At 41.9% G+C, this 21,453-nt stretch carries 11 protein-coding genes and 1 tRNA gene; 7 read left to right on the top strand and 5 right to left on the bottom strand.

Annotation, left to right across the window (positions count from 1 at the left end; translation table 11 throughout):
* Positions 1 to 2 precede the first annotated feature (2 nt).
* Positions 3 to 1,736 (bottom strand): serine/threonine protein kinase, encoded by a 1,734-nt coding sequence (locus CDC37_RS22615; protein ID WP_096625353.1) that lies wholly within the window; start codon positions 1,734 to 1,736, stop codon positions 3 to 5.
* 564 nt (positions 1,737 to 2,300) lie between these two features.
* On the opposite strand from CDC37_RS22615, the gene CDC37_RS22610 reads away from it, so the two are divergent.
* Both CDC37_RS22610 and CDC37_RS25680 read left to right on the top strand, forming a co-directional pair.
* Positions 2,301 to 4,964: a PAS domain S-box protein gene (locus CDC37_RS22610; protein ID WP_096625351.1), complete on the top strand. Its 2,664-nt coding sequence runs from the start codon at positions 2,301 to 2,303 to the stop codon at positions 4,962 to 4,964.
* Between the two features lie 136 nt (positions 4,965 to 5,100).
* On the top strand, positions 5,101 to 6,537 hold the full coding sequence (locus CDC37_RS25680) for an ATP-binding protein (RefSeq protein ID WP_096625349.1): 1,437 nt from the start codon (positions 5,101 to 5,103) through the stop codon (positions 6,535 to 6,537).
* A gap of 25 nt (positions 6,538 to 6,562) precedes the next feature.
* Here the strand turns inward: CDC37_RS25680 and hisD are convergent, their stop codons facing one another.
* Together hisD and purF are read right to left on the bottom strand one after the other, a co-directional pair.
* Positions 6,563 to 7,843, bottom strand: a complete 1,281-nt coding sequence (gene hisD, locus CDC37_RS22600) for a histidinol dehydrogenase (RefSeq protein WP_096625347.1) — start codon at positions 7,841 to 7,843, stop codon at positions 6,563 to 6,565.
* A 554-nt stretch (positions 7,844 to 8,397) separates the two neighbouring features.
* On the bottom strand, positions 8,398 to 9,888 hold the full coding sequence (purF, locus tag CDC37_RS22595; protein ID WP_096625345.1) for an amidophosphoribosyltransferase: 1,491 nt from the start codon (positions 9,886 to 9,888) through the stop codon (positions 8,398 to 8,400).
* 563 nt (positions 9,889 to 10,451) lie between these two features.
* On the opposite strand from purF, the gene CDC37_RS22590 reads away from it, so the two are divergent.
* From CDC37_RS22590 to CDC37_RS22580, 3 genes are all read left to right on the top strand, one after another.
* Entirely contained in the window at positions 10,452 to 11,615 is a 1,164-nt protein-coding gene (locus tag CDC37_RS22590) for a hypothetical protein (protein WP_157780821.1), read from the top strand.
* 148 nt (positions 11,616 to 11,763) lie between these two features.
* Positions 11,764 to 11,834 (top strand) — tRNA-Gly (locus CDC37_RS22585).
* A gap of 994 nt (positions 11,835 to 12,828) precedes the next feature.
* Positions 12,829 to 15,000, top strand: coding sequence for a DEAD/DEAH box helicase (locus CDC37_RS22580; protein WP_231943153.1), 2,172 nt, complete (start codon positions 12,829 to 12,831; stop codon positions 14,998 to 15,000).
* Between the two features lie 430 nt (positions 15,001 to 15,430).
* Here CDC37_RS22580 and CDC37_RS22575 read toward each other — a convergent pair whose 3' ends face one another.
* Positions 15,431 to 15,817 carry a hypothetical protein gene (locus CDC37_RS22575; protein WP_096625341.1) on the bottom strand — a complete coding sequence of 129 codons (387 nt, stop codon included), beginning with the start codon at positions 15,815 to 15,817 and terminating at the stop codon, positions 15,431 to 15,433.
* A 532-nt stretch (positions 15,818 to 16,349) separates the two neighbouring features.
* Between CDC37_RS22575 and CDC37_RS22570 the strand changes: the two genes are divergently transcribed.
* Both CDC37_RS22570 and CDC37_RS22565 read left to right on the top strand, forming a co-directional pair.
* Positions 16,350 to 17,825, top strand: a complete 1,476-nt coding sequence (locus CDC37_RS22570) for a leucyl aminopeptidase (protein ID WP_096625339.1) — start codon at positions 16,350 to 16,352, stop codon at positions 17,823 to 17,825.
* 283 nt (positions 17,826 to 18,108) lie between these two features.
* The gene (locus CDC37_RS22565; protein WP_096625337.1) at positions 18,109 to 20,649 is read left to right on the top strand and encodes a PAS domain-containing sensor histidine kinase; all 2,541 of its coding nucleotides are present in this window, start codon (positions 18,109 to 18,111) and stop codon (positions 20,647 to 20,649) included.
* A gap of 547 nt (positions 20,650 to 21,196) precedes the next feature.
* On the opposite strand, the gene CDC37_RS22560 is transcribed toward CDC37_RS22565, so the two are convergent.
* Positions 21,197 to 21,409 carry a UPF0175 family protein gene (locus tag CDC37_RS22560; protein WP_096626548.1) on the bottom strand — a complete coding sequence of 71 codons (213 nt, stop codon included), beginning with the start codon at positions 21,407 to 21,409 and terminating at the stop codon, positions 21,197 to 21,199.
* Between the last annotated feature and the right edge of the window lie 44 nt (positions 21,410 to 21,453).

Below are 21,453 nucleotides of genomic sequence, written 5' to 3'. Positions count from 1 at the left end.
AATTATTCAGTGGGAATCACCTGCTCAGAAGCATTATTATTACTTTGTACCTCTTGAGTCGGTACAACTACATCCTTATTTTTGGGAGCATCAGGAACAGGAGTAACGGGTTTATCTGCACCAGAAGTTGGTGGGGAGTTTTTCGGTGCTGATGCGGGGGATTGGGAATTACGGGTATCGCGAATTTTGCGAATCCGCTCAACTAAGGATGGAGAAGGGGACTGTTGGGGTTGGGGTGGGGAAGAAACAGAACGACTGTTGGTTCCCGAAAGTTGAGATGCTCCTTTGGAAGGGGTGTTTTGATTCGCAGTAGATTCTTGACGAGTCCCATTGTTGTCTTCGGAGGAATTATCAACTTGACGACGAGATCGAGAATTATTGTTGGTAGTTGATGATGTGTTCTGGAAACGTTGACGGCGAATACGGGAATTGGTTGGTGCAGATTCGCTAGAAATGCGAGAACGTCGGGTTCTATTGGTGACAGGGGTTGTTGTTTTCTCCTCACTGCTGCTATCCGTGGGTTGAGAGTCTGGAGTTTCCACTGCTTCCACGGTTTCGCTGCTGGTATCGGTGGGTTGCTCAAAAACCGGTTGGGTATTTTGGGTATTGACCGGTGTGGAGGTTGGTGACATCATTCTCACCACACTAAACCCCGCACTTGCTGCTAACATGGCAACTCCAGTGGCAATAAATGTCTGGGGTCGTAATAGGCGATCGCTAATTTTTTGCCAGCTACCTTTCCATCTCCCGACTCCCTTGTCCATCCCAGGGGAATTAGTCACCTTGGCTGCGGGTGGTTGGGTGGTTGGATGGACTGGTAATTGCGGCTGAGGATTCACCACTGGTACAGGTGGTGGTTGTTGTACCGATAGGTCAATTGTAGGAACTGCGTAGGTCGGAATCCGTGCTGGCTCTGGTATCGGTGCAGGGGGAGGTAACATTTTCAACCATTCTTGGACAGTTGGGGGTCGATGCTTGGCTTCGATGGCCATACCCCGCATCACCGCCTGATTGACTGCGGCACTCAGTTGGGGTTGGAGTTCCTTGGGGGAAGGCATTTTTTCGCGATCGCGCAGCAGGGCTGGCATGGGTACTTGGGCCGTGAGCAAAGTATAAAGTGTTGCAGCTAACCCATAAACATCTGTAGCGGGAGTCCGGGGGGCACTGGAAAGGTACTGTTCGATGGGTGAGTAACCTTCGGAAACCAGTCCGGTATGGGTTTGTCGCGCTCCACTGTTGAATTCACGGGCAATGCCGAAGTCAATTAAAACAACTTCCTGGGTTCCTCGCCGTAGGATAATATTATCAGGTTTAATGTCGCGATGGAGTAATCCATTTTGGTGGACAACTTCTAAAGCCGCACCAATTTGGCGAATATAATGGGTAGCAACAGCCTCCGGTAAAGGTATTCCCGCCATCACATAGGCTTCCCCTAGGGTTTCCCCAGGGATATACTCCATCACCATATAGGGAAGACCCGCTTCCACAAAAAAGTCGCTGATACGAACGATATGGGGATGGATACAGGTGGCTAATCGTCGTGCTTCGTCCTGAAATTGGCGCTCAAACTTGGGAAAATCCGGGTGTTGTCGTAATTTTTCATTCAGGGTTTTAATCACCACTATATGATTGAGATAGTGGTGTGTGGCCTGAAAGGTAATTCCGAAACCACCTCGCCCTATTTCGCGATCAAGGCTATATTTACCACCCTGCAAGGTTGTACCAGCAGCTACCATAGCGATTTCTATTTGAGAGGTTTGTTGGACAAATCAAATCGTTGAATTTTTTGATTATAGAGAATTTTTGATGATTGATGGGACTTACTCTGGATTTTGAGCGACTCTAGTATTGGAACTTACCATTTTATACAGTAACCTAAATAGGTAGTCCCGGTGTAAATTGGGAACAATTTTGATTTTGACATACTGTTCGGTGGTTTACCTCACAATTTACTTTCAAAATCACTATTTTTCTGGGGAATTTCCAGATTTACGCTCATTTGTGCTTCCTTAGATATTTATACGCGTCACAACGGGATAAATCATACAACAAACTTTGGGATTGAAAACTGGAATTTTAGACATGTACCAAGTATCAAGAAATAAAATATACTAACTATTTAATTAAAAATACGGCATTGATTACAAACTGATAAAGAATCTTAACCCACCTCCATAAATTACAGGGAAATCGCTGAAAGTTCGGTTACATATCTATATCTGTTGTTAAAAAACAGAAACTCCTGGGGAATAATAAGCCAAATAACAGCTTATTTGCATCTTCCCTTGTGTGCATATATTATGACCAATCCCCTATCTTCAGACTGTTTCCAAGACTCCTTAGAGAAATTAAATCTATCGACGAATTTTTGGCTAAATTTGTTCAATGGTATCGCCGATGGAATTTTTGTCAAACATCGTCAACATGGTTGGATATTTGTCAATGAAGCCTTTGCGCATTTATTGGGACGCGATCGCTTGGAGTTGGTAGGTAGGTGTGAGTTGGATTTTTTGCTCCCAGAGGAAGCAAGTTTCTTTCAAGAGGCTGACGAAGAAGTATTTTTCACAGGTAAAATTCGGGAGAGTCACGGGTTTGTCACCGATGGACAGGGAATACGTCGGTTTATCACCACTAAACGCTCTTTGTTCGTTGATGAGAACGGAAATCGGTTGGTGGTGGGGGTGGTTCGTGATGTGACTCAGAGTGTAATTGAATACCAACAAGCTGAAGCCGAATTTATTGAATCGAAGCAATTACTTCAGTTAGTGATTGATAATATTCCCCAAATGATTTGCTGGAAGGATTGCAATTCGGTTTTTTTGGGTTGTAACCAAGCATTTGCCAAAGCTGCTGGTTTGGAGCATCCCAGGGAAATCGTTGGCAAAACCGATTATGATTTAGCTTGGCAAAAGCAGGAAAGCGATTGGTATCGAGAATGCGATCGCCAAGTGATTAGTTCGGGTTTACCACGGTTGCATCTGGTTGAAACCCAGCATCAAGCGTCTGGTCAAAAGGTGTGGTTGGATACTAGTAAAATTCCTCTCGTGGATCGTACTGGTAATATAGTGGGGTTGTTGGCGTTCATCGAGGATATCACCCAGCAGCAAATTAACCAACAATATGTGGATGTACAGAACGCGGTAATGCAAATTTTAGCAACAACTGCCACCATCGAAGCCGCAGCACCACAAATTATTCAGGTGATTTGTCACAGTTTAGATTGGCAATTTGGCGAATTTTGGTCAGTAGACCCCCAAACTCAATACCTATCATGTTTATCGACCTGGCATAGTTTAGAACAACAGGTTGTTGACTGTGTAGAGCGAGTAAAAAAATTAATATTTGCTCCCGGATTAATGTTAGCAAAAATAGTCTTATCCCAACACATAACTATTTTTGAGACGAAAGAAAACACCGTTAATCAAGAAATTTTAGATTTACTGGAATTTAACAATATTGGAGAAGTTTGCTCGATGTTGGCATTTCCCATTATTCATGGGGCAGAGATTATTGGCGTGATGACTCTATTTAGTTTTCATCAACAGCACACAACTCCAAATTTCATCAATGTCTTCAACTTAATTGGTAAGATTTTAGGACAATTTGTTGCCCGAAAACATGCCGAAAATGCCTTAGCTGCCAGTGAAGCTAAACTTCAAAAATTAGCCGATAGCGCCCCAGGAATGTTATATCAATTTCAACTTTATCCGGATGGGGTAATGTCCTTTCCCTATGTTAGTTCCGGGTGTCAAGAGATTTTTGGACTCACTCCCAGGCAAATTCAAGAAAACCCCAATATTATTAACGATTATGTCCATCCCGATTATCAACAGGAATGTTTTGATGCAATTATTCAATCTGCCCAAACTCTAAATCCCTGGAAAGCTCAATTATTAATTGTGTTACCTCATGGTGAAAAAAAATGGCTCCAGGGTATCTCCCGTCCGGAAAAACTTGCTGATGGTTCCGTTTTATGGCATGGGATAGTGATTGATATTACCCGTCTCAAAGCTACGGAAGTAGCTCTCCAAAGCGCCTATGGACAAATGGAAGTATTAGTTTTAGAACGCACTAAAGAATTAGCTAAATCCAATGAACAACTGCACCTACGCACCCAAGAACTAGAAACCGCATTAGATAAATTACAACGTACACAAATTCAACTAATTCAAAGTGAAAAAATGTCCAGTTTAGGACAACTTGTAGCCGGAATTGCCCATGAAATAAATAATCCGATTAACTTTATTTATGCCAATATTTGTTATGTCGAGGAGTATGTGAATAATTTATTATTCATGACCCAACTTTATCAGCAGTATTTTCCCATAGCAAATCCGGTAATTCAAGAATTTGCGGAGTCAATTGAGTTTGAATATATCAAAACCGATTTACCGAAAATTTTTGCGTCGATTAAAAATGGTAGTGAGCGCATTCGTCAGATTGTCTTGTCCTTACGCAGTTTTTCCCGACTTGACGAAGCCAAAATTAAACCTGTCGATATTCATGAAGGTATCAACAGCACTTTAATGATTCTCCAAAGTAGACTATATGAAGATCAAGATTCACCAATTCAAGTTATCAAAAAATACGGTGATTTACCCTTAGTAGAATGCTACGCTGGTAAAATCAATCAAGTATTTATGAATATTATCAGTAATGCCATCGATGCACTACAGCCAAAAAAAGACAACAAGCAAATCACTATCGTCACAGAGCGAAACACCACATCCATCCTGATCAAAATCAGGGATAATGGAATCGGCATTCCAGAAAAAGCGCGATCGCGAATTTTTGATCCGTTTTTTACCACTAAACCAGTCGGTAAAGGTACGGGACTAGGTTTGTCCATCAGCTATCAAATCATTGTCGAACTTCACCAAGGAAAATTAGAATGCTTCTCTCAAGTTGGTCAAGGTACCGAATTCCACATCCATATACCCATTAAATTTACGAATTTGCCATAAAACTGGTAAAAATAGCCTTTATGATGGGAGTGTTTTTCCCTAAAATTCCCTATGTAATCCTGGAACACAGTATTTATTTTGTATATATATATACATAAACTTTTTACGCAACTCTGTTGGCAGCATCAGACAATCAATGGAAAATCAATCAAAAGAATCTTCTGAGTACAATGATGCATATCTAGAAGCGTCAAATTTACCACATCAAGCACTGGTATCCGCAATAATTGTCGATTATCTCCCCCAGTATATATTTTGGAGAGATGCAAATCAGCGCCTACTGGGTTGTAATCGTGCATTTGCCAATTTCTTCGGTTTTGAAGATTGTCAACCCCTTTTAGGAAAAACCGCAGCAGAAATTCTGGAAATTTGCCAATCAAACCATGCTTACGCAGCAATTTTACTTGATGCTGATTTTTCCCTGGTGACTGAAATTGCTCAAGGTGAATACACAAGCGATCGCGAAATTATTCAAACCAACAAACCAGCCTACTATATACTAGCAATTTCCGGGGTAGATCCATCTGTTTTAAGTTACTTTGAGTTTCGCAAATATCCTTTTCAACATCCATCGACAAATACGACGGGAGTGATTACTTGGGTTGAAGATGTTAGTGACCGTCAGCGTTTAGAAGTAGATGCAAAAGCAAATTCCCAACAATTACAGTCAGCATTAAAGCAACTTCAAGATACCCAAACCCTATTACTTCAAAGCGAAAAAATGTCCACTTTAGGACAATTAGTTGCAGGGGTAGCCCATGAAATTAATAATCCGGTTAATTTCATTTACGGAAATCTAGATCACGCTGATACTTATATCCAAGATTTATTACAAATAGTTCAACTTTATCAAGCCCTACTCACAGAAACTCCTCCAGAAATCAGAGAATTAGCGAATCTGATTGACCTGGATTTTATTATGCACGATTTACCCAAACTTTTAGCATCCATTAAAGTTGGAGCGCAAAGAATTAAGGAAATAGTGTTAAGTCTACGGACATTCTCGCGGATGGACGAAGACCAAATGAAGGCGGTCAACATCCATGAAGGTATTGATAGTACCCTGATGATTCTGGAACATCGCCTCAAACCATCTAATCAACATTCCGGGATTCAAATTATCAAAAACTATGGGGAATTACCATTGATAGAATGTTATGCTGGTCAACTGAATCAAGTATTTATGAACTTGATTAGTAATGCCATTGATGCCTTGGAAGAATCTCTAGAAAAGCCAATCTTCCCTGGAGAAGAAAAGACCTTCAATAAAAGTAATATACCCGAACCATTAAGAATCAAAATTACCACCGAACTTGTTAATCAGAAACAGGTGCAAATCAAAATTGCGGATAATGGTACTGGTATTCCTAGCCATATTCAAAATAAACTATTTGATCCATTCTTCACCACGAAACCGATTGGGAAGGGAACTGGAATGGGTTTATCTATTAGCTATAAAATTATCACCGAACGACATCACGGCTCGATTGAATGTGTTTCCCGCATCGGTGAAGGAACTGAATTTATTATCACCATTCCTGTACGGCAAAGTAGTACGTCAAGGCAAAAGTAAAAAGATAATTTCCACTCTTGAATTTTTAACCAATCCGCACTGCGACACTACCAGCATGAGCAGCTAAACCCTCCGCATTTGCCAAGGAAATAGCTGCATGACCAATTTTGTGTAAAGCGGATTCATCGCATTGTAAATAGGTAATCCGCTTGAGGAAATCAAAAGCACTTAAACCGGATGCAAATCGAGCAGAACGAGAAGTTGGTAAAACGTGATTTGGTCCACCGACATAATCACCAATTGCTTCCGGAGTATACCGACCTAAAAACATACTTCCCGCACACCGAATCTGCTTTGCCATTTCCTCTGGGTGGTCAACGCAAAGTTCTAAGTGTTCCGGAGCCAAACGGTTGAGTAAAGGTATACCTTCCTCTAGATTAGAGGTAATAATAATCGCTCCGTAATTTTCCCAACTAGCGCGTGCGACTTCTTGGGTTGGTAAAGTTGTCAAAATCCGTTCAATTGCGACTACAACTTGTTCGGCAAATTCCGACGAATCGGTAATTAAAATCGATTGAGCTACCGGGTCATGCTCTGCTTGGGAGAGCAAATCCCAAGCGATCCAATCCGGGTTATTTTTCCCATCAGCGACAACCAAAATTTCCGAAGGACCAGCAATACTGTCAATTCCCACCGTCCCAAACACCTGACGTTTTGCTTCTGCGACATAGGCATTACCGGGACCAACAATTTTATCCACAGGTGCGATCGCCTCTGTTCCGTAAGCTAATGCAGCGATCGCCTGCGCACCACCGATACCATAAATTTCCTTCACCCCAGCAATTTCGGCTGCGGCTAAGACTGCGGGATTGATTTCTCCCCTTGGCATTGGTACGGTCATGACAATCCGTTCTACTCCGGCAATTTTTGCGGGAATCGCATTCATTAATACCGAACTGGGATAACTCGCTCTCCCACCAGGTACATAAATACCAACATTTGCCAGGGGAACCCAAGTTAAACCCAAATTTACACCCGTGGCATCGTTGTAATTAATATCACTAGGAATTTGCCGACGGTGGAATTCGGCGATGCGGCTGGCGGCTAACTTGAGGGCTTCAATTACACCGGTTTCACAAGCCGCAGCACTGCTAGCGATCGCTTGCTTTGATATGCGGAGGGAATCGGGTTCAAATTTATCAAATTTTGCCGTATATTCACGTACTGCCACATCACCACGCGATCGCACATCGGCAATAATTTCCCGCACAGTCCCACTCACATCAACTGTCGCCTCTCGACGGTCATTCACCAAACTATCAAATAAAGTATGAAAATTGGCATCTGTAGTTTTCAGTATTTGCATTCTTGAGCAACCTCTATGATTCTTGCGGGAAGGGGGAGTAGCCTAACATATATCTCTGATACCGTTTTACTTAGGAGTTGATACCTGACGGGAAGCTTTCGGGAGCAGGGTCAGAAAATGCATCAAAATTTGAGTGCAATGGTATTATATCAATTCTCTTTTACTTTGAAATAAATGAAACTAGAGTAATCAACGGTTATAGCTCCTGATATGTAGCAACCATTAGCGTAAAAGATATTACACGGTGAAATTGTCTCGCTGTCAATTGGGAGTTGGGATAGTTCTCTAAACATCAGGTTCACCCATGATTGTTAACCAAAACACCCTGGAAACAGTCAACAGTCAACAATCCCTCAACCTGGATTTCTCACGAGTAAGTTGTAAGCCTTGAATGACGGACTAATTTCCCCTATACACCCTACGGGTACGCGCAGCGTTGTCGTAGACTAGACGCTACGCGTCTACACTACTCCCGTCACGGACTATTCCCTATGAGTTGTAGGGTTTTGTGAGAAATGCGGGTCCAGGGGTTATGCAACTAGTTTTAGCAGATTTTATGCTGTGACTTTTTCCAAAACCAATTTTTTCCGTTTGAGAGGTTCGGGAACCGCAACGGGATAATTACCAGTAAAACAAGCCGAACAAAAATTATTCGTGTCTTCATGGGTTTCTTCTAGCATACCTTCCCAACTCAAATAGGCTAGGGTATCCACACCCAGTTGCTGACTTATTTCCTCCACTGACATCCGTGCAGCAATTAATTGATCTTGAGTATCGGTATCAATCCCATAAAAACAGGGATGGGTGACAGGAGGAGAAGAAATCCGCATATGTACTTCAATTGCACCTGCATCCCGTAAAGCTTTAACTAGTTTACGACTGGTGGTTCCCCTGACAATCGAATCATCAACAATAATTACCCGCTTCCCTTGCAATACATCTTTCAGGGGATTCAGTTTCATACGAATTCCCGACTCCCGCATTGATTGGGTTGGTTGGATAAAAGTTCGACCTACGTAACGGTTTTTAATTAATCCCTCGGCAAACATGATTCCCGATGCTTGGGAAAACCCAATTGCTGCAGGTATTCCCGAATCTGGAACCCCAAACACAATATCCGCATCCACAAAGGATTCCTGAGCCAAACGACGACCTAAGCGCATCCGATAACTGTACAATGTTTCATTATTGACCACACTATCGGGTCGAGCAAAGTAAATCATCTCAAAAATACACAACTTCGGTTCCGGCTTTCGACTCCAATGGTAAGATGCAAGACCCTCCTCTGTAATCCAAACCAATTCACCTGGTTCCACATCCCGCAGGTATTCCGCACCAATTATATCCAATCCACAGGTTTCCGAAGCCAAAACATACCTGACTGGGTTTTCTCCCAAAGTTCCAATCACCAAAGGACGAATTCCATTGGGGTCGCGCACACCCATCATACCTACAGGTGTTCCCACCACTAAACTATAGGCTCCAGAACAACGATTAAACGCCGCGATCGCACCTTCTAACCAATTATCGCCGGAATTCACAGCTTCCGCGATCGCCAGGGCAATCATTTCGGAATCCGTTGTTGTTTCTAGATTGCAATTGTTTTTCAGCAAAGCTTCTCGCAGTTCAATCGTATTCACCAAATTACCATTATGGGCTAAGGCTATTTTCCCCAGTCGCGTATCTACGACTGCTGGTTGAGCATTGGCTTTGCGACTTGAACCCGTTGTGGAATAACGTGTGTGACCAACGGCAATTGTACCTGGTAACTGCTGTAAAATACTTTCGCTAAACACCTGGGAAACTAATCCCATATCCTTATGCAGATGAACAGTTTCCCCACAAAAAGTGGCAATACCCGCAGATTCTTGTCCGCGATGCTGGAGAGCATATAAGCCAAAATATGTTAATTTGGCTACATCTTCTTCCGGTGCATAAACTCCAAATACACCACAAGCTTCTTCGGGTTTATCTGGTCGTTCTTGCTCATGGGTGTGATGCTGCAACTGCTGAGAATCCGCGCTAAGGGGATGGATGGGAATCATGCTAGCTTTGCTCCTGATGGTGAGGATATCAAGTCACATAGTGAGGACACAAAAGTGCTGAAAAGTTAAGATTTTCTTAACTGTCCTTTAAAAACATTATCGCAAAAAGATGTCTAAAATCGATGCATCAAGAAAGGGGTTTACAAACAGTTTAACCCTTGCTTTACCATAGTTCTACCTGTTCGTGCCAACATTGGTATACTTATTAACCAAATCTCTGCTGTCGAAATTATCATTCCCAAAATAGGCAAATATCCACGAGTAGGAACTAAAATGACGACAGAAAGCACTATTTATTGTATTTTGCAACCAAATTCAGACAGTACCCTTCTATATTTGCTGGGTGAACCCTCAGACCGCTCCATTACTGAAAAATAGGTAATTTCTAGCTCCCGTTAGTCAATCCAATTTTTAATCCATGATTATAATTTATACTTATAATAGTGATGAGCAAAAATCATCAATTGGAGTAGATGTAAATTTCTGAGCAGACTCGGTAAAACAGGGAGAAGGGAAGCGATCAAAAAGAAATAACAAAAATAAGATAGATAAGATAGTGACTGATGTGGTCATCAACCGTTTTTGCTTCCCGAACATTACCCAGCATATTTACCATGATGCGATCGCTCGATAAACAGCAACCATTACCCACACCAGGAAAACACCGGGAACCACCATCCCTATGGTTATTTGCGATCGCAGTTTCAACTGGTTTACACTCACTTTTACTCTGGTTCCTATTTGAATCCCAATTTACGCTCATAACAAAACAAGCAGATAATTCCTTCACCCCCATCGAAATTATTGAAATTCCCCCATCACCTCAAACCAGTCCAGACAAACCCAAACCAGCACCCCAAACCAAACTTCCACCTGAGACAACTACCCCAGAAACCAACACCAATCCAGACACAGATGGGGAGATTGAACTCAGAAAACTGAATGACGCGATCGCTCTTCAGCAAAAACAGCAATTAGAACAGCAACGTCAACAGCAACTCGCGCAGCAACGTCAACGGGAATTAGAACAGCAACGTCAACGGGAATTAGAACAACAACGTCAACAGCAAATTGCACAACAGCAACGTCAACGGGAATTAGAACAGCAACGTCAACAGCAACTCGCACAGCAACGTCAGCAGCAATTAGAACAACAGCAACAACGGGAATTAGAACAGCAACGTCAACAGCAGCTCGCACAGCAACGTCAGCAGCAATTAGAACAACAGCAACAACGGGAATTAGAAGAAAAACGCCGTGCAGAGGAAGCAACAAGAAACCTGGAAGAAATCAAAAGAGGGGGTATCGTTGACGTAGACAAAGACCCGATTAAACCTACACCAGGAGACTCAGGAAATGTAGGAGGTTTAGTTGCGATAAATATATCGGTTTTTTCCAAACCCGAACAAGATCAACGCGTCAAAAGGGACTTACCCCATATTTATGCACGACCTCAAGGAAACCTCCCCAATACCTTACCGATGGTAGATGGATATGCGATCGCTCAAAGGGTCGAGTGCGAAGTATTATTAATAATCGATGACAAGGGTAAAATTACAAGTATTCTAGCTGATTTATCAAACCCCCAAAGAAACTTGTGTCAGAAATATTCAGAAGCCTTCTTTGAAAATGCCACCTTTGAACCTGCTCAGGACGAAAGCGGTAACAAACCCCCCCTCAGCCAACTATACGTCAAAATAGTCATCGAACCCAACCCACCAAATTAAGTCATGTGAATATCGAACACCCCAGAAATCCAGGTCTTGGAGCCAACTCAATAACCAAATGATTACCTGTGAAAAAAAATTCCTCAAAATCTTTGATTTTTCCTTTCGTACATGTTATACTGACGGAGTTTGAATAAATAAAACATCTGCGGGTGTAGTTTAGTGGTAAAACCTTAGCCTTCCAAGCTAATGATAGGGGTTCGATTCCCCTCACCCGCTTGTATGATTGTATACAAGATTTATACTCCGCCGCATTAATTTTGATGGATAAAGTAAGGTACGCAGTACCTGGATTTTTCACGAGTAAGTAGTAAACCTTGAGTAACGAATTCACTTTCCTTCTATACCCTACGGGTACGCGCAGCGTTGTCGTAGACTAGACGCTACGCGTCTACACTACTCTCTACTCCCTGTGAGTTTTAGGGTTTTGTGAGAAATGCGGGAGTAACGCTTTAGCGCTTTATAATGAGAATTTTTTGAAGCCAAAGCCACAACTACAAACCCCTAAGAACTTATGTTGTGGACTACTAGCTAAAATAAGCACTTTCAATCAAACTACCCCCTACAGTCTATCCTCTGTCGCTCAATTATTTACCCGTTTTTTACCTATTTCCAAAAGTAGCATGGAAATGGGAAATAGCGAACGAGTCAAATAGTATATTTACTCTAAAATAGGCGATCACAATTTTGGAGTAGTATTTTCATTTCCCTACCACCAATTATAAGATGCAAGGTTAGGTGGAGGTGGATAAATCAATATGCAGCGAGATTATTTATTTTCTGCACCGTAATCCAAAATCTAAAATCTAAAATCCAAAATCCCATACCCGTATTTTTGCGGAAATCTTTCTACTAAAAAAATGCCTATTTATCCGTAAATATGCAATGGTTGAGGGAAAATCCACAATGTTAGCTTAATTTACATACAGGTCAAATCATGGCTGATAGTTTCTTGGTGATATTAAGTCAGTAGATTTAATTGTGGATTTTGTCTTCAAAATAAAGATAATTCCCAGCAAGAGATAATTGGATACAGAACAATCTGTTGAGGATTTGTGAGATTTTATCTATGAGGCTTGTTGACTGTTAATGAATAATTGTTGAGGTAGACGAGTGTAGCACGCCTTCTCGTATGATAAAGCCAAAATAGATATTTTTCACTACTGAAATCGGATTACTATATCCACAAATAAAGTCCAAAATTGGATGGGTAATGGTGCAGTTTATGGCAGCAGGACAGGAAGCTAGGGAAGGTAATTTTATTGTTACTGAAGCCCTTACAGAGCAGGAACAAAATATTTGGAAAGCGATTAAAAATGCCTTTGCAAATTCCGAATGTATTGGTTATTGGCGATATCCAATTTTTGCAAAAGTTGGGGAAAAATATCAGGAACCAGATATTTTAATTATTTGTCAAAGTCTGGGTTTAATTGTAATGAACATATTATCTGTTAATCTGGAACAGATAGTTACAATTAATCAGGAAAATTGGCAATTACAAAATTTTCCCCAAGTAGAAGTTAATCCGGTTGCTGTTGCGGAAACTCAAGTGCGTGCGCTGATTGCCTATACCGATAGGGAAGCATCTATTTGGCGTAAACTGACTGGAAGAGCTTTGATTTTGTTACCGCAAATTACCCGAACCCAGTTTCAAGAATCTGGCTTAATGATGCTGGATAACTTGATTTTTCAGGATGATTTACAACCAGATTTATTACTGAACAAAATCACCGCGATCGCACCCACCATTCCTGGAGAGGCTCTGGAACATAAGGATTGGCAGTTGGTGTATGCTGTAATTAGTGGTACAAGTATTCTACGTCAACATCGCCATGAAGTAAAAGTAAGCGGTAAGTCCCGTAGTAGCGTTATGAATGCTTTGGGCGATCGCCTTCACGAAATTGATCTTCAGCAGGAGCATGTCGGGAAGGAAATTCCTCCAGGAATGCAACGAATTCGCGGAATTGCTGGGTCAGGGAAAACGGTGGTTTTGTGTCAAAAAGCAGCCCATATGCACCTGAAACACCCGGAATGGGATATTGCTGTGGTTTTCTTCACGCGATCGCTCTACGAACAAATAATTAGCTTGGTGGATCGATGGCTACGCAGATTTAGCGGTGGGGAAGTTGGTTATGACCCTAGTAGCAATCAAAAGTTAAAAATATTACATGCTTGGGGTGCGAAGGAACAACCGGGACTGTATAGTTATATCTGTCAGCATCACGGTGTGCGTCCTGGAAATGTGAAAGATGCCAAGGAAAAACAACCCCAATTAGGATTAGCCCAACACTGTCAAAAATTACTCACCCAAACCCCGATTCAACCCCTGTTTGACGCAATTTTGATTGATGAGGGTCAGGATTTGGTCGTAGATGGGGATGGGAAGTATGGAGATAAACAGTCCATATATTGGCTAGCGTATCAGGCTTTACGTCCCGTCAATCAGGAAAATCCCCAGGAACGACGGCTAATTTGGTGCTATGACGAAGCCCAAAGTTTAGATAATTTGGTTATTCCTACCACAAAGGAAATATTTGGAGCCGAATTAGCTGAAGTATTTCGGCAACAGCCTCAGTATCCAGGAGGTATTTATCGTTCCCAAGTTCTCCGCAAATGTTACCGTACACCGGGACCAATTTTAACTGCTGCTCATGCTTTAGGTATGGGATTACTACGTCCCCAGGGAATGTTATCGGGAATTACCAATAAACGGGATTGGGAAAATCTGGGTTACGAAGTGACAGGGGATTTTCGTCGGCTGGGTGAAGCGATAACTATCCATCGTCCGGCAAAGTATTCTCCCAATCCCCTACCGCAAATGTGGGGAGAACCAGTGATCGAGTTTTTTGCCTATCCCACCCGTGAGGAGGAATTATCCCAGCTTGCAGACAAAATTATGCACTGCATAGTTAACGATGGTTTGCAACCGAGTCGGGATATCCTGGTGTTAGTGTTAGGAAATCCCCAGGAAGCCAAGGAATTAGAGATTCAAACCGCCGAATTTTTAATGAAGCAGGGTATTGATATCTATATTCCCACCGCACCCAAAAATAATTTAACCACATTTACCTGGCCAGATGCCCGTCCTAATCAATTTTGGTATCCAGAAAGTGTCACAATCTCCCGTATCCCCCGCGCAAAAGGTAATGAAGCGAATATGGTGTTTGTCATCGGCTTTGACCATATTGCCCGTGATGAAGCCAATGTGACACTTCGGAATCAGGTTTTCATCGCATTGACGCGATCGCGAGGTTGGGCTAACCTAAGTGGGGTTGGTAACTATCCAATGTACACAGAGATTGCTCAAGTTCTTGCTAGCGGCGATCGCTTTACATTTAATTATCAACGTCCTTTGAAGAGAGATATTAGTGATGGGGAGGAATAACGGTGTAATTCGTAATTCGTAATACCCGCTATGCGGGAAGCTAGCTACGTAATAGCCTGCGGTAAGCCGCTATGCCTCTACGTAATTGTGTCAGCCCTATTAAGCTGGAATTAGGCTAGGACAACGTAAACACCGTCATTGCAATGTCAGGTAGACGCGATGTGGCTTCTTGCTTGCGTAGTAATCCCAAGTACCTGATTTCTCGTTACGAGTGCGTAAGTTCTAATTAAGTTGGAAATTAATTTCTTGGCGCTCTTGACTAAGTTGTAGGAAATTAATAATTTAATTCCAGAAAAATGCTAAGGGGGCGAATAACCGCCCGCATTAGCAGAGGAACGCTATGGTGTAAAGTACCATAATCTTTTTAGTCGATGCGTCCGCATTTATCCGGATTTCAATTTTGCACATTGAGCGATGATCAGTGTTAACACTAGGCTTGCTGGTTGATGAATCTTTCAGCTTGAGCAATGATGTATTCAAATTCCTCTTTGCTACTTGCTTCCACCTCTAATTCTCGACCATCAGGTGTTTTGAGTCTGAGTTTGATGGCTTTATTTCCCAATCTTTCCGAAAGAAAGGACAGTAATCTCTTGATATTGGCAGGATTTACCTCCGCCATTAAAATACCAGTGAGAAAGCTACCAATGGCTTGGGGACGGATAGTACGCTTGAGTTCCACATCTTCTGATTCTGCGACAAAACCTTCCATTTCCCGCATTTCCTGTTGGAGGTTACGGATAATTTCCGCTTTTTGTTGTTCATCCCAGTTAGGGTCATCAAAATCGATAGTTAATTGTAAATTAGAAAGTTCACTCATAATTGATTTTGGATTTTAGATTACTCTTCGGTCGATCCGCTAGCCTAAAGGTATGGCTTTCGCCAACGCGTCTATGGATTTTGGATTTTACCCGTGTTTGCTGCAAACTGTATTAAAACCGAAATTATGATGTGTCGCATTTCGACAAAATTTCTGTGAATAGGATGCACCATGACATAATTGGTATATATCAAAATTAGGCATTGCTGAATTCAGGTATGAATTAAAATGTAGAGACGCGATATATTGCATCTCTATGTTTCGGAGATGTCTAATTTAAAATATCAATGTATTTAATACCAGTCCCAACAAAGGGGATTCCGGTTAGGGGATTTTTTTGTTGAGATGCTTAACGCTTGAAGGTCAACAGTCAACAAACTAAAAGAGAAATATATCAGCTTGCGGAGTATACAGGTGTATTACAGATGCGATACTCCCTTGAATCTATTATATTTTTTCCCATCCTGGCAGCATAAAACCAAGATTTTACGCAATACTGGTACAGTAACTTTTACATTCAGAATACAAGAGTATGGAAATTCGGCCAAGTAATGTCCCCTTGAGTGAATGGACAGGAGATGGTTTAGCAATTGGATTATTTGAAGATAGTGTAGAATTAACGGGTGATTTGGCGGTTTTAGACCAAAGACTTGCGGGAGTAATTCCCGAAATTATCGCCGAGGAAGAATTTAAAGGTAAGTTGGGTAGTGTTGTCGCGACGAGGGTTGGTGGTAGTACTCCGGTGCGGAAGTTGCTATTGGTTGGTTTGGGTAAAGCGGAAGCTCTGAAATTTGATACATTGCGTCGCGCTGCTGCGAGTTTAGCTCGATTAGCCAAAAAGCAAAAATGTAAGAGTTTGGCGGTAAACTTACCTGTATGTGATGGTGATGCGGCAACTAGTACACAAGCGATCGCGGAAGGAATTGAGTTAGCTCTCTATCAAGATACCCGGTTTAAATCGGAAAGTGAGGAGAAAAATTTTCAAGTTGAAACCGTAGATTTACTGGGTTTTCCCGGTCAGGAGGGGGCTATTACAAAGGCTAAACAAATTTGTGCAGGTGTGAATTTAGCCCGTGAATTGGTTGCAGCTCCAGCAAATGCCGTCACACCGATTACAATGGCAGAAGTCGCCCAAAATATTGCCTCTGAACATGGTTTGGATGCGGAAATTTTGGAGCGGGAAGATTGCGAAAAACTGGGAATGGGAGCATTTTTAGGTGTTGCGCAAGCTTCCGATCTACCACCAAAATTTATCCATCTGACCTATAAACCCCCAGGTGTCCCTCGGAAAAAATTGGCCATTGTCGGTAAGGGTTTAACTTTTGATTCCGGTGGTTTAAATCTCAAAGGTGCAGGTAGCGGGATTGAAACCATGAAAATTGACATGGGTGGTGCTGCTGCGACCTTGGGTGCGGCAAAAACCATTGGTCTAATGAAACCGGATGTGGAAGTTCATTTTATCTCAGCTGTCACCGAAAACATGATTAGCGGTCATGCGATGCACCCTGGTGACATTTTAACCGCATCTAACGGTAAAACCATCGAAGTCAATAATACCGATGCGGAAGGACGTTTAACCTTGGCAGATGCGTTAGTGTTTGCGGATAAATTGGGTGTGGAAGCCATCGTTGATTTAGCCACCTTGACGGGTGCTTGCATAATTGCTTTGGGGGATGATATTGCAGCTTTATTTACCTCCAACGATGATTTAGCCCAGCAACTAGAAACCGCAAGTATAGCTGGAGGAGAAAAAATTTGGCGAATGCCGATGGAAGAGAAGTACTTTGATGGTTTAAAGTCAGGTATCGCTGATATGAAAAATACAGGTCCCCGTGCAGGGGGATCGATTACAGCAGCTTTATTTTTAAAGCAATTTGTGAAAGATACCCCCGCTTGGGCACACTTAGATATAGCAGGACCTGTTTGGACTGATAAGGAGAACGGTGTCAACAATAGTGGTGCGACGGGATTTGGTGTCAGGACTCTGGTAAATTGGGTTCTAAGTTGAACTGTAATCGGTTAACCTATAATCAGTAAACTATCGTCAGATATATTTAGGAGAAAGCTAATAGTTAAGTTAGTTGATGGTGATTACCTGCATTTGGAGTACATTGCCAAAACCTATAGGGAGTAGGGAGTAGAAGGAAAATTAATCCTTCATTCCAGACTTCTAATTTAAAACCTATAGGAAGTAGGGATTAAAAGGAAAATTAATCCGTCATTCCAAACTTATAACTTATCCGTGAGAAATCCGGGATTAGCTTTCTAACCATTTCCAGGAGGATGAAGCGGTGGATTTTGGGAATATACAAGCTTTAATGCAAACCCCATTAGGTCAAGTGGTGGAAAAAAACTCACAGGTCTTTTGGGTGTATGCAGGTGACTTCAGCCAAATCCTCTATCTGGGAACCAATGCTCCACAAATTTGGGGTTTAAGTCAGGAAAACTTGTATCAATCCCCCCAATCCCTCCTCCAATTCATCCATCCTGATGACCGGGAACAGGTGCAGAAGGGATGGCAAAATCTGCTTGCAGATCAAGCATTTGACCAGGAATACCGGATTGTTCTCCCCGACCAAAACATACGCTGGATACGCGATCGCGGTTATGGTATTGTTGACCCTCATACCCAGGAAAAATACTTTGCAGGATTAGCGGAGGATATTAGCGATCGCAAAGCGATTGAATTAGCTTTATCGGAGAGTGAACATAAGTTTCAATTGTTTGCAAATAATGCCGATATTGTATTTTGGGTCTGTGAACCGGATGTGAGTAAGTTTCATTATATTAGTCCCGGTTATGAGAAAATTTGGGGACGCGGTTGTGAGGAGATTTATGCTGATTCCCGCAGTTTTCTGGAGTCAGTCCACCCCGATGATTTAGCTGAGGTAATTCAAGCTGCTGTCGGTGAAAATGCTTGCCACATGAATCAGGATTATCGGATAATTCGTGCTGATGGGTCTGTGCGTTGGATTAATGACCGTACCTTCCCCGTCTATGATGCCAATGGTAATATTTATCGGATGGTGGGTTTAGCAGAAGATATTACAGAACGCAAACAAGCAGAACAAACCATATCAGAAATTCAAATTGAAAGATTAACCCATCAAATTATTCAAGCTATTCGTACTTCCCTAGATTTAAATACCATCTTTAATATTGCCGTCAACGAAATCGGCCAATTACTCAATATTGACCATGTGAAAATTTCCGAATTTGTTTCTGAAGAAAAGGGTTGGTTAACAGTTGCAGAATACCGTTCCCATCCCCAAATTCCCGAATCCCTCGGAACCTATATACCCGATCGAGGTAATCCAGGTACAGCAATCTTAAAGAAACTAGAAATCTTTCGGATTGATGATACCAATGAGTGTGAAGATGAAGTCACCAAACAAATAGCCCAAACATTTCCCGGTGCTTGGTTAATTATTCCCCTGCATTACGATTCAGCTGTGTGGGGAAGTTTATGTTTATTAATCGATGGTCGTCCTCGACATTGGCAAGACAAAGAAATTGAATTAATGCAAAATATTGCGGGTCAAATTTCCATCGCCGTCCAACAATCCAAACTATACCAGCGAACTCGTTATCAAGTCCAGCGAGAACAGGTTTTTAATCAAGTTATTCAAGCAATTCATAATACCCTGGATTTACCAACAATTTTCCACACAGCAGTTCGAGAAATCGCTCAATTCCTCCAGGTAGACCGAGCCGAAATTGCCCAATATTTGCCTTCAGAAGACGCTTGGTTAATAGTGGCAGATTATTCCCTACGTCCAGAATTACCCTCCTCTATGGGATTACAAATACCAGGAGCAGGCAATCCCATTTCCGACCAATTAAAACAATCCCAAATCGTTCGTATTGCCGATACCAGAGTTTTAACCGACGAAGTAAATAAAGCCATAGCCGAAATATTTTCCGGAGCTTGGCTATTAGTACCAATTACCATATCCCAGGGAACTCAAGTTTGGGGAAGTATTACCCTTTCCATCGAAGGAGTCACCCACGAGTGGAGTCAAGAAGAAGTCGAACTCACCAGTGCAATTATTAGACAACTTGCGATCGCCATCGAAAAATCCCACCTCCACCAACAAGTGAAGCAACTAGCAGAAGCCGAAGTATACAAAGCCCTACAACGGGAACGGGAATTAAACGAAGCCAAATCTAAATTTATCGCCAACACCTCCCACGAAATTCGTACCCCCCTAGCCACAATCCAATCCTCCTTGGATATGTTACAGCATTACGCAGATAAATTAACCCCAGAGAAAAAGCAAGCCCATTTCCAAAAAATTGAAACCGCCATCAAGCGTACCAGTCAAATTGTGCAAGACACCCTATTAATTTCCGAAGTAGAAGCCAACGCTCTCCAAGTTAAGCGTAGTGACACAAACATTATCCAATTATGTCAAGCAATCGTAGATGAAATTACCTGCGATCGCGATGCAAGACAACGCATTCAAATAGTCGCAACTCCAGAAAATATTTCCGCATTTATTGACCCCAATCTCACCCAACATATCTTGACCAACCTACTGCAAAATGCACTCAAATATTCAGAACAAAATACCACCATTCAACTTTTAATTAGCAGCAATTCCGAATCAATTACCTTTGTTGTTTCTAACCAAGGAATGGGTATTCCCCCCCATAACCTTCCCCATATATTTGATTCTTTCTACCGCGCTGATAACGTAGGTAATATCGGCGGTACGGGTTTAGGATTAGCCATCGTCAAACAATGCGTTGATTTACAAGACGGACACATCACCGTAGAGAGTAAAGTTGGTGAAAATACAACATTTACAGTTACATTACCAAAAATGTGATTGCCTGGAAATTGTTTGAAATATGGACTTTACTATTCTTTACTATTAACGTAGGGCATTTTTTAGAGTCATAGTCAACGGGATGAGAATTTTCATGGTTTGATGGCAAGGGAATAAAAAGTAGCCCTATCACCATCTTATGTTCTCAACTGTCCACTACATTAGGATTGTTAGCTGGTGTTGTGTGCTGCCGAAAGATCAATTGTGATAGAAGCCACAGCGATCGCTCTCCTAGTGTTTCTAAGCCCAGTTTAACAGATATTAGAGGGAGAAAATTGTCGCTTGAGAGATTATTTAGCGAGACAGCAGAAAAACTATTTATTATACGGAAACTTTCCGTATAATCTTTCTATATGTATGAAAAAGTGTAGCTAGATTAAGAAGTGCAAATCGCTAAAATCTTATTTTTAAAGCTTTTATAGCACTTTACATAAGTTTACATAGTTGACTTTACCTACCTATCATAATTACAACCACAGGCACTAGATCGACATATAATCCAGCCACTGTTATACGACTGGAGGGGTGACAATCTAGCTTGAAATGTTTATGCAGCAAGGATTATAGAATAGCGATCGCGCAAGTGTATACTAACACACCCCAGGAAGTCCATGATTTCCATTCCAGTAATTTTGCTAGCGCGGCTGAGGGAAATCCGCTCTTGCTGAAACAGGGCGATTGCAATTTCTCGGAGCCAGTCGTTCTGGTTAAAGGTTTCAGTTTGGCTAAGGCTATCAGGTAGGTTCAGGATTATTTGCATCGGATTGACCTCTGCCTTAGAAAGAAGAAAATATATGCGAGCAA

Source organism: Calothrix sp. NIES-3974, from assembly GCF_002368395.1.
Classification (GTDB): Bacteria; Cyanobacteriota; Cyanobacteriia; order Cyanobacteriales; family Nostocaceae; genus NIES-3974.
This window is presented reverse-complemented; position numbering and strand designations above follow the sequence as displayed.

Coding starts and splice junctions, on each gene's coding strand:
- CDC37_RS22580 (WP_231943153.1), top strand. CDS start 12,829: ATGGTGCAGTTTATGGCAGCAGGACAGGAAGCTAGGGAAGGTAATTTT.
- CDC37_RS22560 (WP_096626548.1), bottom strand. CDS start 21,409: ATGCAAATAATCCTGAACCTACCTGATAGCCTTAGCCAAACTGAAACC.
- purF (WP_096625345.1), bottom strand. CDS start 9,888: ATGATTCCCATCCATCCCCTTAGCGCGGATTCTCAGCAGTTGCAGCAT.
- CDC37_RS25680 (WP_096625349.1), top strand. CDS start 5,101: ATGGAAAATCAATCAAAAGAATCTTCTGAGTACAATGATGCATATCTA.
- hisD (WP_096625347.1), bottom strand. CDS start 7,843: ATGCAAATACTGAAAACTACAGATGCCAATTTTCATACTTTATTTGAT.
- CDC37_RS22570 (WP_096625339.1), top strand. CDS start 16,350: ATGGAAATTCGGCCAAGTAATGTCCCCTTGAGTGAATGGACAGGAGAT.
- CDC37_RS22610 (WP_096625351.1), top strand. CDS start 2,301: ATGACCAATCCCCTATCTTCAGACTGTTTCCAAGACTCCTTAGAGAAA.
- CDC37_RS22590 (WP_157780821.1), top strand. CDS start 10,452: ATGTGGTCATCAACCGTTTTTGCTTCCCGAACATTACCCAGCATATTT.
- CDC37_RS22615 (WP_096625353.1), bottom strand. CDS start 1,736: ATGGTAGCTGCTGGTACAACCTTGCAGGGTGGTAAATATAGCCTTGAT.
- CDC37_RS22575 (WP_096625341.1), bottom strand. CDS start 15,817: ATGAGTGAACTTTCTAATTTACAATTAACTATCGATTTTGATGACCCT.